This is a genomic window from Serratia sp. L9, from assembly GCF_050632285.1.
Lineage (GTDB): Bacteria > Pseudomonadota > Gammaproteobacteria > Enterobacterales > Enterobacteriaceae > Chania.
In genome coordinates, this window is record NZ_CP192591.1 from 4,582,139 (window position 1) to 4,597,927 (window position 15,789).

General features: G+C 55.4%; 12 protein-coding genes. 2 read left to right on the plus strand and 10 right to left on the minus strand.

Annotation, left to right across the window (positions count from 1 at the left end; genetic code table 11):
• On the minus strand, positions 1-2,472 hold the full coding sequence (locus ACQ86O_RS21900) for an RHS repeat-associated core domain-containing protein (protein WP_431222837.1): 2,472 nt from the start codon (positions 2,470-2,472) through the stop codon (positions 1-3).
• Between the two features lie 160 nt (positions 2,473-2,632).
• Here ACQ86O_RS21900 and ACQ86O_RS21905 point away from each other — a divergent pair, with 160 nt between their 5' ends.
• Both ACQ86O_RS21905 and ACQ86O_RS21910 read left to right on the plus strand, forming a co-directional pair.
• Complete coding sequence (locus tag ACQ86O_RS21905) at positions 2,633-2,788, plus strand: SymE family type I addiction module toxin (RefSeq protein ID WP_431222838.1); 156 nt, start codon at positions 2,633-2,635, stop codon at positions 2,786-2,788.
• Positions 2,785-3,138 carry a SymE family type I addiction module toxin gene (locus ACQ86O_RS21910; protein ID WP_431222839.1) on the plus strand — a complete coding sequence of 118 codons (354 nt, stop codon included), beginning with the start codon at positions 2,785-2,787 and terminating at the stop codon, positions 3,136-3,138. Before ACQ86O_RS21905 ends, ACQ86O_RS21910 begins: the two co-directional genes overlap by 4 nt.
• A 55-nt stretch (positions 3,139-3,193) precedes the next feature.
• On the opposite strand, the gene ACQ86O_RS21915 is transcribed toward ACQ86O_RS21910, so the two are convergent.
• The 9 genes from ACQ86O_RS21915 to tssM all read right to left on the minus strand — a co-directional run bounded on the left by ACQ86O_RS21915 (position 3,194) and on the right by tssM (position 15,768).
• Entirely contained in the window at positions 3,194-3,628 is a 435-nt protein-coding gene (locus ACQ86O_RS21915) for an SMI1/KNR4 family protein (RefSeq protein ID WP_431222840.1), read from the minus strand.
• A gap of 4 nt (positions 3,629-3,632) precedes the next feature.
• Positions 3,633-4,055 carry an HNH endonuclease gene (locus ACQ86O_RS21920; RefSeq protein WP_431222841.1) on the minus strand — a complete coding sequence of 141 codons (423 nt, stop codon included), beginning with the start codon at positions 4,053-4,055 and terminating at the stop codon, positions 3,633-3,635.
• The gene (locus ACQ86O_RS21925) at positions 4,052-6,424 is read right to left on the minus strand and encodes an RHS repeat-associated core domain-containing protein (RefSeq protein ID WP_431222842.1); all 2,373 of its coding nucleotides are present in this window, start codon (positions 6,422-6,424) and stop codon (positions 4,052-4,054) included. Before ACQ86O_RS21925 ends, ACQ86O_RS21920 begins: the two co-directional genes overlap by 4 nt.
• Positions 6,397-6,630, minus strand: a complete 234-nt coding sequence (locus tag ACQ86O_RS21930; protein ID WP_431222843.1) for a hypothetical protein — start codon at positions 6,628-6,630, stop codon at positions 6,397-6,399. The genes ACQ86O_RS21925 and ACQ86O_RS21930 overlap by 28 nt, the downstream gene beginning before the upstream one ends.
• A complete protein-coding gene (locus tag ACQ86O_RS21935; protein ID WP_431222844.1) occupies positions 6,582-8,009 on the minus strand; it encodes a PAAR domain-containing protein in 1,428 nt (475 codons plus the stop codon). Before ACQ86O_RS21935 ends, ACQ86O_RS21930 begins: the two co-directional genes overlap by 49 nt.
• A 32-nt stretch (positions 8,010-8,041) precedes the next feature.
• Complete coding sequence (locus tag ACQ86O_RS21940; RefSeq protein ID WP_431222845.1) at positions 8,042-8,461, minus strand: DUF1795 domain-containing protein; 420 nt, start codon at positions 8,459-8,461, stop codon at positions 8,042-8,044.
• 164 nt (positions 8,462-8,625) lie between these two features.
• On the minus strand, positions 8,626-10,581 hold the full coding sequence (locus ACQ86O_RS21945) for a type VI secretion system tip protein VgrG (RefSeq protein ID WP_431225803.1): 1,956 nt from the start codon (positions 10,579-10,581) through the stop codon (positions 8,626-8,628).
• A 220-nt stretch (positions 10,582-10,801) separates the two neighbouring features.
• Entirely contained in the window at positions 10,802-12,175 is a 1,374-nt protein-coding gene (locus ACQ86O_RS21950) for a VasL domain-containing protein (RefSeq protein WP_431222846.1), read from the minus strand.
• A gap of 59 nt (positions 12,176-12,234) precedes the next feature.
• Positions 12,235-15,768: a type VI secretion system membrane subunit TssM gene (gene tssM, locus ACQ86O_RS21955; protein WP_431222847.1), complete on the minus strand. Its 3,534-nt coding sequence runs from the start codon at positions 15,766-15,768 to the stop codon at positions 12,235-12,237.
• Between the last annotated feature and the right edge of the window lie 21 nt (positions 15,769-15,789).

Below are 15,789 nucleotides of genomic sequence, written 5' to 3' on the forward strand. Positions count from 1 at the left end.
TCAGAATACTATAGGCGTTGCAGGAGGTAAGAATCCGCCACCCGGGGTCGGAATCTGTCCGTTTATAATCATACTATCAGTTATTGGTAGCCCAAGATCGCTAGCTTGACCACCATAAATAGCCGCACCACTATCACCTCTTGGTCCTGAAGCACCATAAGCTGTAATCGCTTGCCCTTTAACTGCTCCTGCCTTATTCCCCGCCAGAATAACAATATCCCCATCCTTGGCGAAAATAATATTATTATTGCCACCAGTTGAAACATAGACACCATCAGGATTTTTAATTATTTCCTGCATTCTTTGCTCTGAAAGTCTACCGTGATATCCCTTAGGAGATACTTTCCCTGGAGCTATTTTGGGGATTTTCCCATCCATAGCTCTCTCTTGAATTTTATTCGCTAACTTGGCATGAGGGCACTTAGCTAATCCAAGAGGATCAACCCAGCTTAACGGATTGTGAACGTAAGCATACGGGTTCTCACCCCCCGCCAGCCCTATCGGGTCCGGTGTAAGATAACACCCAGCCTCTGCCGAGTAGTATCTATACCGATTATAAAAAAGCCCGCTCTCTTCATCCTGTTGTTGGCCTGCGAACTTCAGACCCGGATCCAGGTGCGCATTTTCCGTTGCCTTGCTTAACGCGATACCCCACAGCGAAGCCGCAGGTTTGCGCCATTGTACTTTCCCTTCAGTGTTAAAGAGCGCCAACGGTTGCCCGTTGGGGGCGCACACCGCGTAGTGCGTAGTATAAACCCGTGCTTCGTTTTCGTCAGCCGCCCCGTCACCATTAAACGCCAACACGTTCGCCCTGGTCCATTCCTGCTGGGCCAGCAACTCCCAGCCGTCAAACACCCAGTGACGAATACGCTGCAACTGTGCGTTTTTATACTCCCTTATCTCGGCAAGCGTATCGCCATCCCACAGATAACAAGTACGTAACCCGCGTTGGGAACACGCTTTTTCTGTCCTCCGCCCAAAGGGATCATAACGATAGTGCCACACTTCCCCATGCGGTTTTTTCAGCTCAATCAACTGATTGCGGCTATCCCAGACAAAACGGGTTTCCTCAGGGCGATAACCCTCTTTATGCTGCCATCGGGCGGTCATCCTGCCCGCCTCATCATATTCAAACGTGGTGTCACCCACTTGCTTCAACCGATGCCCACGCAGGTAAACGTCATCATTGGACACTGAGAACGTCACTCGCGGACTGCTGACTCGGCGCTGGGCCGGGTAGCCGCTGGCATCGTAGTGATAGTATTCCTGTAACTGGCTGCCCTCGCTCACCGAGACCACCTGCCGGTTACCATTCACCACATAACGCAGGCGTTCACGCTCATCGTTGGCCGCCACCAGATTAAGCGCGCTGTCATAACCATAGGTACGATCCAACCCGGCCAATACCGGGCGCGGGATATCGCGCACCTCTTCTGGCGTGAAGATCCGCGTCTGCCGGCCCGCACGTTGGTGGATAATTTGCCCCATCAGATCATACTGATTGCACTGCATAAAACCGCTGCCCGCCGTGCGCTCGATATCCTGCCCCGCGCTATCCCGCGTTACCCGCAATGCCTGGCTCTCGGCTTGTTGTGGCAGGTGGAGGGCCACCCATTCCCCAACCCGGTTAGTCCGTAAGCGCGTCGTCAATACCGGTTGGGTAGCTTCGTCCTCCGGCATATCCAGATGGCGGATATGCGTTTGCCGATCCGGGTATTCCCGGCGAATGACACGGTCATTCTGCGTTTCCCGTACCACCCGCCCCTGCAGGTCATATTCAAAGCTCAGCTCATTGCCAGGCCCCGCCACGCTCAGCAACCGGCCAACCGCATCATACTGATAGTGCGTTTTACCCTCTGGCGTATACAGAGTGAGCAAACGGCCCACCGCATCGTACTGATAACCTGTTACCTGACCCAGCGCATCACGCTTCTCTACGCATTGACCGTCGTTATCATAAACATACTGCCACTCGGTGCCTGCATAGTCCTGCTCCGTCACCACCTGGCCGCTGGCGTTGAGGTGATAACGGTAGCTTTCCCCGAGCGGGTTGATCACCTCAATCAACTGCAACTGGTCGGGATCGTAACGGTATTGCCAGCGTTGGCCTTCACCATCTGTACGCGCCACTGGCAGATCGAACGGACCATACTCGATCCGCCACTCGACCCCGTTCGCATCCTGGTAGTGCGTCAGGTTGCCATGACGATCATGGCTAAACTGCTCCAGACTGTTATTAGGCCGGTCACTGACCATCAGCCGACGGTGGCTATCGTAGCGGTAACGCCACAATGCCCCGCCGGAATGTGAGAGGCTGCGCAGATCGTCACGCGTGGTATAACGCAGGTGCAGGGCACGATTTTCTTCGTCAAACAGGCTACAGAGCCGATTGCGCTCATCGTAGCGTGCGGTCTGCTGATTACCGTGGCTATCTGCCACCGTAGTGACCAACCCAAACGCATTGCGGCTCAATTGTGTGGTGCTTTGGTCCGGGGCAATAAAGCGGGCTGGGTTGCCTGAATCATCATATTCCTGCCACCAGGCGCGCCCTACCTGGGCGAGAGGCGTAAGCTTGCGAGTCGGTAATGAGTAACCTGCTAATAAAGCATCCAGAACAATACGCCGCTACACCGTGGGCTATTCGCCCAACCGAGGTATCAAGAAGCCCGCGCCACAGCTGCTTATCAAGGGCTATTGGCTGGAAGAACTGGGGTTTTTAACCGGCCAGCCGGTCACGGTCAATATTGAACAAGGAAGATTGATTATTCAGGCGGAGGGCAATGTATGAACGGAAGCACTATTATACAAGCAACCACGGACGGGTTTATTCCTGAGCTGATTATCGATAGCCAGGATATTATCAAGGCGGGGTTTATACCGGGTGCGGTATTTAAGATAGAACCGTATCAGGATGGGCTGATAATAACGCTGGTTTCTGATGAGGGAGAGATTGAGCGGTTATTATTGGAGGAGGACGCTCACCCGCATATCGGCGCGGACTGGATACGGGATAACGGTGAGCTGTATCTGGCGGGGGACTGGCTGACGCAATGCGGTCTTACCGGACAACTGCTGGTAATTAGCGTGATGCTCGGCAAGATGGTGATTAAGATTCGACAGGGTAATATATTGGCGTAACAACAGATAAAAATAGCCGGGAAGATCTCAAGAGGACTTTCCCGGCTTTTGTTAATTATAAATCAGGATCATCAACTATTGATTCGACAAATGACTTAAATGACCCCCACACACCAAAAATTTCTGCCTCTTCATGTAAGACATAAAAATACACCTTACCAAAATCAACTTTCCTCAAAGAGATTGAATAGATACCAGAACCAGGATCATAGGCAAAAGGTAACATTTCATGTTTACTAAAACCATCGGGCAATGACTCATCTTCGAAATCATTAAACGATTCAATAATTTCAGATATAGAATAAAATGAATTGATTGGATAAAGGTTTTTATCATCATGCACAAATGATGGTTGAGGTTGCCCACCATTATATTTTTTATAAATATCCTTCATTTCACTTGGCAAGTTAGAACCGATGATTCTTTCCAAGTTAATGATTTCATCATCGGTCGCCGGTGGTAAGAAATCAATAAAATTAAGTTCACTCATATTATCACCACGTTTTGAAAATATAACTTATACCAGTGTGTGCCTTGTATTGGCTAACACCACCAACATGTGGAATTCCGCTGTGAGCCTTCTGTTGAACCAATTGCATAGTGCCTGTATTTGTTACCGGATTATAATCATCCAAGTGATGCCAAACATAACCTTTAGGAGTGGATTTTTGCCCTAAAGCCGCCATGCTAGCTTGTTCGAAATCATTATGATAATTACCTGTATATTCGATTTTTTGGATTGGATTTACTCCGTTCTTTGAATACAAGGCGTTACTAGCGGAGTAATCTAAACCTCCATTCTTTGTGGGTTCTACTCCAGTGAATCCTTTCTCTTTCAATTTTGCGATTGGGCACGTAGCCAGTCCCAGCGGGTCAACCCACATTAATGGATTATGCACGTAGCTATACGGGTTCATCCCCCCGCCAGCCCTATCGGGTCCGGTGTAAGATAACACCCAGCCTCTGCCGAGTAGTATCTATACCGATTATAAAAAAGCCCGCTCTCTTCATCCTGTTGTTGGCCTGCGAACTTCAGACCCGGATCCAGGTGCGCATTTTCCGTTGCCTTGCTTAACGCGATACCCCACAGCGAAGCCGCAGGTTTGCGCCATTGTACTTTCCCTTCAGTGTTAAAGAGCGCCAACGGTTGCCCGTTGGGGGCGCACACCGCGTAGTGCGTAGTATAAACCCGTGCTTCGTTTTCGTCAGCCGCCCCGTCACCATTAAACGCCAACACGTTCGCCCTGGTCCATTCCTGCTGGGCCAGCAACTCCCAGCCGTCAAACACCCAGTGACGAATACGCTGCAGCTGTGCGTTTTTATACTCCCTTATCTCGGCAAGCGTATCGCCATCCCACAGATAACAAGTACGTAACCCGCGTTGGGTACACGCTTTTTCTGTCCTCCGCCCAAAGGGATCATAACGATAGTGCCACACTTCCCCATGCGGTTTTTTCAGCTCAATCAACTGATTGCGGCTATCCCAGACAAAACGGGTTTCCTCAGGGCGATAACCCTCTTTATGCTGCCATCGGGCGGTCATCCTGCCCGCCTCATCATATTCAAACGTGGTGTCACCCACTTGCTTCAACCGATGCCCACGCAGGTAAACGTCATCATTGGACACTGAGAACGTCACTCGCGGACTGCTGACTCGGCGCTGGGCCGGGTAGCCGCTGGCATCGTAGTGATAGTATTCCTGTAACTGGCTGCCCTCGCTCACCGAGACCACCTGCCGGTTACCATTCACCACATAACGCAGGCGTTCACGCTCATCGTTGGCCGCCACCAGATTAAGCGCGCTGTCATAACCATAGGTACGATCCAACCCGGCCAATACCGGGCGCGGGATATCGCGCACCTCTTCTGGCGTGAAGATCCGCGTCTGCCGGCCCGCACGTTGGTGGATAATTTGCCCCATCAGATCATACTGATTGCACTGCATAAAACCGCTGCCCGACGTGCGCTCGATATCCTGCCCCGCGCTATCCCGCGTTACCCGCAATGCCTGGCTCTCGGCTTGTTGTGGCAGGTGGAGGGCCACCCATTCCCCAACCCGGTTAGTCCGTAAGCGCGTCGTCAATACCGGTTGGGTAGCTTCGTCCTCCGGCATATCCAGATGGCGGATATGCGTTTGCCGATCCGGGTATTCCCGGCGAATGACACGGTCATTCTGCGTTTCCCGTACCACCCGCCCCTGCAGGTCATATTCAAAGCTCAGCTCATTGCCAGGCCCCGCCACGCTCAGCAACCGGCCAACCGCATCATACTGATAGTGCGTTTTACCCTCTGGCGTATACAGAGTGAGCAAACGGCCCACCGCATCGTACTGATAACCTGTTACCTGACCCAGCGCATCACGCTTCTCTACGCATTGACCGTCGTTATCATAAACATACTGCCACTCGGTGCCTGCATAGTCCTGCTCCGTCACCACCTGGCCGCTGGCGTTGAGGTGATAACGGTAGCTTTCCCCGAGCGGGTTGATCACCTCAATCAACTGCAACTGGTCGGGATCGTAACGGTATTGCCAGCGTTGGCCTTCACCATCTGTACGCGCCACTGGCAAATCGAACGGACCATACTCGATCCGCCACTCGACCCCGTTCGCATCCTGGTAGTGCGTCAGGTTGCCATGACGATCATGGCTAAACTGCTCCAGGCTGTTATTAGGCCGGTCACTGACCATCAGCCGACGGTGGCTATCGTAGCGGTAACGCCACAATGCCCCGCCGGAATGTGAGAGGCTGCGCAGATCGTCACGCGTGGTATAACGCAGGTGCAGGGCACGATTTTCTTCGTCAAACAGGCTACAGAGCCGATTGCGCTCATCGTAGCGTGCGGTCTGCTGATTACCGTGGCTATCTGCCACCGTTGTGACCAACCCAAACGCATTGCGGCTCAATTGTGTGGTGCTTTGGTCCGGGGCAATAAAGCGGGCTGGGTTGCCTGAATCATCATATTCCTGCCACCAGGCGCGCCCTAACGGGTCGGTCACGGCAACAAGACGCTCTTGATCGTCGTAGGCATAACGCCAACACGCCCCGGCCGCGTCATAAAATGCACTGACCAACCCGGTTTCTTTCAGGTATTCCAGGCGGGTAACCCGCCCAGAAGGTGATGTCTGCTCAAGTAAATTGCCAAAACTGTCATAAGTGAAGCCAGTACGGTGACCCTGCGGATCTTCTATGGCTGTGACTTTTAGTTGATCATTGTATTCATAACGTGTGATGCGGCCCTGGCTGTCACTGACTAACGTCACGCCAGGCTGGTACACGAACTGCACCGGGTAAAATCCCCCGCCCCGATACTGGCAACACAACGCCGCTGTTCATCGTAGTGGTAGTCTACCCAGGTCTTGTCGTTATCATGCCAACGGCTCATCAAACCTTGGGCATTGTAAGTGTAATAAAGGTGATAGAACTGCTGGCTATCGGCCTCTATCAGAAAGCCTTCGTCATTTTGCCGGTAACGAACCAGGCTATCCTGCAAGCCACCATCCACACGGATAATCTCCGCCAGATAACCACGGGTATGCCAGCGCAGTTGTAACTCGAGACCATCACTGTGAGTAACCCGTAGCAGGCAACCGTCCTCATCATGATGCAGCGAGATAGTGTTGCCGTTATTGTCGTTTTGACGAGTAAGCAGGTATCGTGTTTGCCCCTGTTGCATAACAGCCAAGGTAAACCACTGGCTGATAAGGCTACGCCTGTCGATAAGCTCCCAACCTTGCGGGTGGCGATGCAGGGAGAAATCAGGATGGTCGGGGTTAACACTGACACTGTGTCCCCGGGGAGAGCAAAATGCAGAGCGCTGCCTTCCAGGGTCGTGATATCAATAACGTCATCGGCAGCGTTAACTTCTGCATATTGGTGGAAACTGTCAGTCCAACCTTGCCCGAGCGCAAAGGTCTGCCCACAGTCGGGCGCCCAAGTGCGGGTAAACAGCAGCGGTAAAGTTTGCCCCAGTTCGATATCAGTGCGTTGCTCTACCAGGCTGCCGTTGGTAACATCAATCGGGTCTCCTTTAACAAACTTTTTCCCTGCCTCGCTGAAACGCTTTAACCCTTTCCCACCTTTAAATGCCTGGGTAGCACAGCGGAAAGTCTTGCCCGAAGCCATTTTCGCCACCTGCTTGGCACCCATTTTGGCCCCGCCCACCACGGCGGCACGGCCCGCTTTGGTAAACAGTTTGCCAATGCCTTTAAGCATGCCACGACTGGGCGGGACCAGGAATTCGACCGCAACCAGAATGGCTTTTTCCCACCAGGAGAACTCTTCTTCTATCTCCAGATAGCTGCCCTGGCCTGAACCCACATAGACGCTGCGTGCACCTTCTTTGATAGTCCCGCCGCAGGTAACCTTATCCCCCACGCGTGCAGCTGGCTGATCGTTGATAAAAACGCTTTCACTGCCCTGGGCTATCTTTTGTGGCGAGCTGTGTTTGGTACAGGCCACCACATCAACTATCGCTCTGGCGGCTTGTTTACCTTCGATATAGACATTGGGTGAAGCGGTGGATATTGGGCCGTCCATTGAGCCCACACTATCAACAAAATCTGCCACCGCACCGCTGGCCCGGCTGATCACCCCGCCCATAGCCACAGTGCCTGCGGTGCCTAATGCCACTACCGCCACGGTTGCCAAACCACCGGTTCCCACGATCAACAGGCTTGCCGCCGCAAAAATGGCCGCGCCGATCAGGGCCCCGGTAACGGCCCCCAGTAGCGCCCCTAAAAAACTCTTATGCTTTATCTGGTCCCCCAGGCGTGCCGCTGGGGGGCCTGCTTGCGAGGTCACCGGTGCAGGCCTGGCGCCTGCGTTCATTGCCCCGACCCTGGCAATTCGCTGGATGATGTCTTGCTGCATGGGTTAGGCCTCCTGCCCGTTATCCACGATGCTTATTCGGCGGTAAAACTCTGGATAATTTGCTGAAAATAGTCTCTCTGGCTCGCGGCAAGGTTTTTGGGCGAAGTGACGGTGAACGTCAATAACAGAACCTGTCTAACCTGCATCACCACATACTGATGCATCTGGCCTTCTGGGCTTTTCCAGCAGTATTCCAATGTCTGGGCCGGCGAACCATCCACAACGATCACTTCACGCGCCAGTTCTTTAAACCCAGGCAGGCTGCTCTGGAACTGCGCCAGCGTTTCTGCATAGTAGGCCTCACTGTCTAACCCGGCAGGCACCGGTGTGCGGTTGATCACCAGGTTAACTCCACTGTCATCAGGCACGGCAAACACATGCATGGAGTCGTCACGCCAGCTTTCCGGGAGAGTGATTTTCCCTTCATTCATTTGGTAAGTGATTTTGTTCATTCTGTTTCCTGTTAATGCGTAATCAGTTCAAATCGATACGTTTGCCATTGATCCGGACGTGTGTCCCTTGAATATCAATATTTCCCGCATGGTCCAATGTAATGCTGGCTCCGGCAGTGGAAATCTGAATTCCCTCTGTTGTGGAGGAGATCATGACGCTTTTTTCACCTCGAGCATGCTACCCCCTCTACCACTATCTGGCGGTCTTTAGTGATGGCCGTGACTTCCTTGCCCAGGATCTCTTTATAGCGATCGTTACGCACCGACAATGCCTGGTCATGGCCGATGGCTTCAGTGTGATCATGCGTTACCTGGGTTGTACGATCGTTCAGCACCGTCGTCGTCATATCCTTCTGAGCATGCATAAACAGCCCTTCACCACCCTTGGCATCCTCGAATCGCAGTTCGTTAAAGCCCTCGCCTTTATGGGTCTTGGAGCGGAATGCCATCTGGGTTTTGCTGGCGGGCAGTGAACCGGGTGGGATATTGTTGGCGTGATAGGTACGCCCGGTGACGATCGGTTGATCCGGGTCGCCGTGCAGGAAATCCACCACCACTTCCTGGCCGATGCGCGGAATGGCCAGCATCCCCCAGCCCTGGCCAGCCCACGGCTGCGTCACGCGGATCCAGCAGGAGCTGTGGTCGTTGCTTTCGCCGTAGCGATCCCACAAAAATTGCAGGCGGATACGGCCAAATTCATCACAAAAGATTTCTTCGCCGTCGGGCCCCACCACCATCGCTATCTGTGGGCCATCCATCGCCGGTTTTGGCAGCGGTGAGGGCCGCCAGGTCTGGGTGTGCGGGATAAAGCTGAACTGGTTGCTCAGGTGCGTGCCCTGCTCGCCGGACTCTTGCTCCAACGCCTGCGGCTGCGAGCCGGAATGCTGAATACTCAGCAGTTGCCATGGGTGGTTCAGATCGCCACGCGGGTGAGTGGTCAGGGTAAACAGTTGCCCCGGCTGCAGGGTAAAATCGTTGCTCTGCCCTTGCCCCAGGTTGGCGTCGTTGCGCAGCGCCTCCAGGCGATAGCGGGTGAAATCCTTGCCGTGCTGTTCATCTTTGAAACGCCCGGGGAAATCAAAATGCTCGTAGTCCGGGCGCTGGTTTTGCAGCTCACTGGCCTGCTGGCTGAAGGCCGCTTCCCAGCGCGGGTTCTTGAAGGTGTAATCCTTCAGTTGCACCGTCGCAGGCCGTACCTGCGCGCTGCGGGTGAAGGTAGTCACACACAGTTCCTGTGCCTGGGCCGCCACGTTCGGGTTATACGGCAGCGTGGCCCCCGTCGGCAACGAGCCTACGTCGTCGGCATACACCACGGTGTTTTTCCCTTCGGTAAACTCGAAGTAGTAGAAGATCCCTTCTTCCGCCGTCAGACGTTGGATAAAGTCAAAATCGGATTCCTGGTACTGGACGCAGAACTCCCGGGGCGGGTGTGGGTTGCGCAGGCCGAACGCGAAATCGTTGATGCCGTTTTCTTTCAGCAACTGGCTGATGATGCTTTCAATCGACTCCTGCTGGAAGATACGCGAGTTGCGCCGCAGGCTGGTGCGCCACAGCGCCGGGCGGATCACCATGCTGTAGCGGGTCTGGTGGAAACCGGTGTCACCCTGCTCAAAACTGGCCACCAGGCCGGTGATGCTGCGTTGCAGCACACCTTCACGCCACACAAACAGCGTGGCATCGGCATCCAGCACCGCGCCAAAATCCACTGCCGGGTCGGCACTGGCCAGGTCGACGTTCAGCACAAAGGGGGTGGAGAACCGTTCCGTCAGGTTGAAATCCACCACCACAAAAGTCTGGGGCGGCAACCCCACGGCCTTGAGGGTGAACTGCAACCCGCTCGGCTGGGCGCCGCCCATCACCGCGCTGGCCGCCGAAGACGCCATAGCCGAGGCGCTGCCGCCGCCTGCCACCAGGTTCATCGGCGTGACGCCCCCGGCCATCGCCTTGGCTTTGGCTTCCATCGCCGTTTTGGCCAGATCTGCTGCCTGATTGATGCGCTTACCGGCGGTACCCCCGATAGCATCACCGAGTCCACCTGCCATGCCGGTCATCTGATCGCCACTCAGAGTGGGCGCCGTGCCGCTGGCCACGATATTGTTCGGCGTGACGCCCCCCGCCATCACCTTGGCTTTGGCATCCATCGCCGTTTTAGCCAGATCCGCTGCCTGATTGATGCGCTTACCGGCGGTACCGCCAACCACATCCCCCACGCCCCCGGCCATGCCCGCCAGCTGCTCACCACTTAACGTGGGTGCCGTATCGGTAGCCACAATATTGTCAGGCTTGAGACTGCCCTTGGCCTTTTTATCATCAGCAAACATAGTTTCTCCTTCCTGGATGTTAACGCGCAGGGGCTGCCTGCCGGGTTAATTGGTGATAACGGCTGAGTAACGCATTCCAGCGATCGTCGATCTGTTTGAGCAGCACCGGCGAGGCCGGTTGCTGTTTTTCTACCGAGACCGAGAGCTGGCGCAGCAACTCCTCCAGCGGTGTTTCCCGGTTCAACTCACTTTGCATCTGATAGACCGCAGTTTTCAGATAGGAAATCGTCAGGCTGCCACGGATCTGTTCCTGCTCAAGCAGCTTTGCCGACAGCGCCTGCAGCCGCTGCTGGACCTGGAAATAGCTGCTGTCGGCCCGTTCACCGCTGCCGATCCTGGCTTGCAACAGGCGCTCCCAGCGTTGGCTCTCCTCCACCTGAGCCGGGTCTGTCGGCCAGTGTTGGCGGGCCAGTGCCACCGAAGCGTCTGCAGTGCGCAGCCCGGCCAACGGCGAGAGGTTTTCCAGGGTGTTCAACTGTTGGCCGTAGGTTGTGACGTCCGGTTTGGCGAGCCATAACTGCACCGCCCCTTCCGGTTTCTCGGCCAGCGCAGCCAACTGCTGTTGCATCGGCTTAATTTGCAGCCAATAAATTCCCGCGCCCACCAGCAGGCTGCACAGCACGCCGCAGCCAAAACCCCACAGCGCCGAAGGCCGTTTCTTCTCCACCGGCATAGCGGCAAAACGGACCTCGACATTGCCCAGCGGCTCGTCCTGGAAAGGAGGTTCCTGATAAGGCAAGGGCTCTTCTTTCGGTGCCGGTTTCGCCGCCGAGAACAACGTGCGGATCGGTTCGCTTTCCGGCACCGACAGGTACACCATCGGCGGCATCTTGATCGATCCCACCGGCGGCTGTTTGGCGGCCTCGTGCGCCGCTTCCAGCCGCTTGGCGGTGTTCTGCATCAGGTACAGCAGATTTTCGATACGCGGTACGCGCTTTAGCTCGACCTGTTGCAGCTTGTCGCACAGCAGTTGCAGCGCCCGCTCCGCGCGGTAGACCAGCCGCAGGTCATCGGTTTCAAATTCATGTTGGCGCAGTTGGTTGCCCACCCGGGCATTGAACCACTCCAATATCTCGGTACGCGCCTGTAGCTGCTCAGGCCACAGTTGCTCCCATTGGCTGACCACCATGCCCGCCAGCAGCTCGCAACTTTCGGTGAACCCGGCCAGGCCATTTTTTTGCGTACGGGCCAGGGCGTAATACACCGCCGTTTGCAAATCGACACCGTTGGTGCGAAACAGCGTCAGTGCCAGCGATTCGATCAGGCGCCAGTTGACCTCGGGGCGCGCCGGGTGGTTTATCTTGTTGATTTCTTCGCGAATGGCGCTGAATTCCGGCCAACGGCGCGGGTCGGTGCCAGTTTGAATAATGATACTTTCCGGGGCTTCACTCATGCGGTTCATCCTAAAAGCGTCTCTCTGCCCAGTACGGCAGAGAGACGGGATAACAACGATTAATACAGCGTGTCTGGCAGGCTGAATTTGCTGAACAGGCCGCCAGAGAACGGGTTATCAGACTCATCCACATGAATGCGATAGGTCATCTCGCCACCGTCGACCTTGAAGCGGACATCGAACGAGTTGGTGCCGACATTGGTCAGCTCACCGGCGTTAATCAGCCGCAGTTGGGCCCATGGACCGCTGAAACCAATGGTGCGAGGCGATTTGCCGTTCTCATCCGGCACCAGCGTCACCTTGCTTTCCACCCCGGCACGCATCGAGTTTGGCCACACCAGATGCACCATGGTGCTGCGGCCATGGGCGTAATCGAGCAGTTGTCCATCCAGGTTCAACACGCTGCGCCGCTTGTTGCCGCTCAGCATCACCGGCTCGACAGCAAACTGCGTGCCCAGGCCGTTTTGTGCCGAGAAGAAGGTGTCGCGGATCTTCTGTGCCTGCGCCAGTTGCTGCAACACATCCGGGCGGATCAGCAGTTGGCCGTCACTGCCGCTGCTCAGGTTGTTATCCACAAACGGCTTCAGGTTCTGCTGGTAGAAGGCATCAAGGGTGCCCTTAGGCCCGAAGAAGCGTTCAAACTCGCTCAATGGGACATCCTGCCTGGCGTTTGGATCGAACGGATAGCGGCCCGCCAGGTAGGTCTGGTATTGCTTCACCACCGTGTCGTTCCATTCCACTTCCAGCGACTGGATAGCCTCCATCATCACCACGCGCCACGCCTGTTCGGCCAGGTCGCCAACCCAACGGTTGAGCGGCTCCGGCAGGTTTTTGGCCTGCTGCTGCACTTCGAATATCGGGTCGCTGCTGTTTTGATCCAGGCGCAACTGCACCGCCTTCATTGCCGCCTTGCCCGGTGCCGGTGAGTTTTGGATCGCCAGCAGGTAACGGTGCAGTTCGGTCAGCTTCTGATAAACGCTTTGCATCACGCTGCCTTTGTCGCCGTTTTCCACCAGCACGGCGGTTTCCGGTGCAAATTCGCGGTTGATACGCCCCAACAACTGGTAATCGGTTTTTTGCAGCAGATCCTGGCGATCTTTGCCCGGCAACGCCTCTGGAATAGCAGGTTGACGGGTGTTATCACTCAGCGTCTGTATGGCACGGCGGAACGGTTGTTCCCCGCTGATCACCTGCTCGATGGCGCTGATTGCCTGTGGCAAATCTTCAAACTCGCCCACCGAGAGGTTGTTCATCGCCGCACGCCAGGTGGCGTTGTAGTCGCCGATATACTGTTCAGTAACCTGCCGTTGGATCTCCCGGCGGTCAGCTTCGCTATACTCGACGTTTTTGCTGAGGTTCAGTACCCAGCTGTCCATCACCGTCAGTTCCACCAGTTGGTCATTCTGTTTGGCGAAATAGTTCTGCAAGCCATTACGCGTCAGGAACTGCGGGACCACCAACAGGCGGTCGTTGCTGGCAACAAACACGTCGTCGAAGCTGGCCCCGATCTGATCGCGCAGATTAAGCGCCGGTGGCAGCGCTTCTTGCGCCTTGATACGCAGGTTCTGGTACACCCGCTGGTAAATAGAGAGTTTGCTCAGTTCGCGCTGTGCCGCGTTGATCGGCTGGATATACGGCACAAAACTCTTGATGGCCAACTGGTCGCCACTTTCTCGTGCGGCATGCCAATCGGTGTGCTTGAGCGCATAGTCCAGGTGCCCCATCAGTTGCTGCTGTAGTTCGCGCTGGCCGTTAAACTGCTGGCTCCAGCGGTCACTCATATATTGCTCAACCAGCGGAATATTGCGGCCACTGCCGTCTTCCAGCATGCGCATGACGCGCAGGATCTCGAGCTTCTCTTCGCTGCCTGCAGGGGCCGCATTCAACCGCTCCAACAGGCCGCTCATCAACGAAGGCACAAAGCGTTGCTGCAACAGTTGCAGGTAGGTGCTTTCCACATAAGGGCCAATATTGCTGCCCTGATACAGCCCCATATCCGCCAGCAGAGAATTCCTTTCGTGATAATTGCCGTAGGCCAACGTGGCGTCCCGGATCGGATTCAGCAGCGGCAGTTGCAGGTTGCCATAACGATCGTCACCTTTCGGGGTCGGGATCGACAGGAAGGTTTTCGCCTGGGAGAGCACCTCTTGCCCTGCGCGGTAGTTAACCTGGTAGTAATAATGCCAATAGCCCCACAGCGTCAGTGCCACCACGGCGCCAACGCAGGAGAAAACCAGCATGCGTTTTCTGGCATCACGCAGCCAAACGCCGTTTTCACCTGCCAGATTGGGCTCCGACAGTAACACCTCGCCAAACAGTTGTTTGGTGAAGTACGGGGCGGTTTCGGCCACCGGCCAGGTTGGGAAGGCCTGAGGCGCCAGGTGATACTGCACGGCAGCAGACTGGGTGAACACGTCATCCATCTGGCCACGCTGTTGCGCAGAGGTAAGATAGACACCGCGCAGCAACGGCTGAGCATGATCGCCGCTGTAAAGAAGGCCTTCCAGCAGTTGCACCACATACCCTTGCAGGCCCTGCATCTGGCGGGTAAAACTGAACAGTTGGCTGCGCTGCCCGGCATCGACGCCGTTGAGCATCATATCCGGCATTGCGCCGTTCAACTGGGCGATCCATTGCTGCCAGAACTGTTGTAACTCTTGGCGCCAAACGTCTGGATTGCTGGCGTTCAGGCTGAATGTCACACCCAGCACCGCCTCGCGTTGAGCCTTGTCCAGCGTCTGATACATCGCCTCAAAGCCATACAGCAGATCCATTTTGGTGAACACTACGTACAGCGGCACCTGGGTATGCATCGCCAGGCGCACATCCTGTAGGCGCTGATGGAGGCTGGCGATGTAGTTTTCACGCTGGGTTTTGTTGGCCGTCAGCAGTTGGTGCAAATCCACGGTAAGGATCAGGCCGTTAAGCGGCTGGCGCTTACGCTGTTCAACCAGCCAGGTCAGCAGGCTTTGCCATAAACGGCTGTTGAGTGCGGCTTTACCGACCACCGAAAGCGTAGGCTGCTCGATCAGTTCACCGGCGGGATCGATAATCACCGCCTGCTCACCCAGCCAGCAACGCACGCGCAGTTCGCCCGCACCTTCCACGTTAATCGCTTCCGGGCCTGCAATCTCGGTCAGCTTATAGCCTTCTTTGATCAGGGTGCTTTTCCCGCTATTGCGGGCACCGATCACCATGTACCAAGGCAGGCGATACAGGTAAGAAGGCGTATTGAAGCGGCGCTGCAGTTGCTGCTTCCAGCCGTTCAGATACAGTTCCTGTTGCGCAACATCGGCCAGGATCGGATCATCTACCTGAGTTTTGGCCTGCAGTTGGAGTTTCTCCAACTGTTGCAGACGCCTCACTACCTTCAGAGTGAGCCAGCAAACTGCCACCAGCACCACCAGCGCGGTAACCAACCAACGGCTTAACAACGGTTCGAACGGGTGGCTGTCTTTCAGTTGCCACTCCGGCCCATAAACCCACAGCCAAATTAATGCCACACAGGCCAACAGCGCCAATACCACCGGGATCGAGGCTTTGATGCGCGGTATGGCTGGCCTGGCAATGCGAATAAAAGATGGCAATTTCATGCGTTAACGCTCCTGTTTCCT

What these genes read in the sequence shown, in the direction of transcription:
- ACQ86O_RS21910 (WP_431222839.1), top strand. Translation starts at nt 2,785, where the DNA reads ATGAACGGAAGCACTATTATACAAGCAACCACGGACGGGTTTATTCCT.
- ACQ86O_RS21915 (WP_431222840.1), bottom strand. Translation starts at nt 3,628, where the DNA reads ATGAGTGAACTTAATTTTATTGATTTCTTACCACCGGCGACCGATGAT.
- ACQ86O_RS21920 (WP_431222841.1), bottom strand. Translation starts at nt 4,055, where the DNA reads ATGAACCCGTATAGCTACGTGCATAATCCATTAATGTGGGTTGACCCG.
- ACQ86O_RS21935 (WP_431222844.1), bottom strand. Translation starts at nt 8,009, where the DNA reads ATGCAGCAAGACATCATCCAGCGAATTGCCAGGGTCGGGGCAATGAAC.
- ACQ86O_RS21940 (WP_431222845.1), bottom strand. Translation starts at nt 8,461, where the DNA reads ATGAACAAAATCACTTACCAAATGAATGAAGGGAAAATCACTCTCCCG.
- ACQ86O_RS21945 (WP_431225803.1), bottom strand. Translation starts at nt 10,581, where the DNA reads ATGGCGGGGGGCGTCACGCCGAACAATATCGTGGCCAGCGGCACGGCG.
- ACQ86O_RS21950 (WP_431222846.1), bottom strand. Translation starts at nt 12,175, where the DNA reads ATGAGTGAAGCCCCGGAAAGTATCATTATTCAAACTGGCACCGACCCG.
- tssM (WP_431222847.1), bottom strand. Translation starts at nt 15,768, where the DNA reads ATGAAATTGCCATCTTTTATTCGCATTGCCAGGCCAGCCATACCGCGC.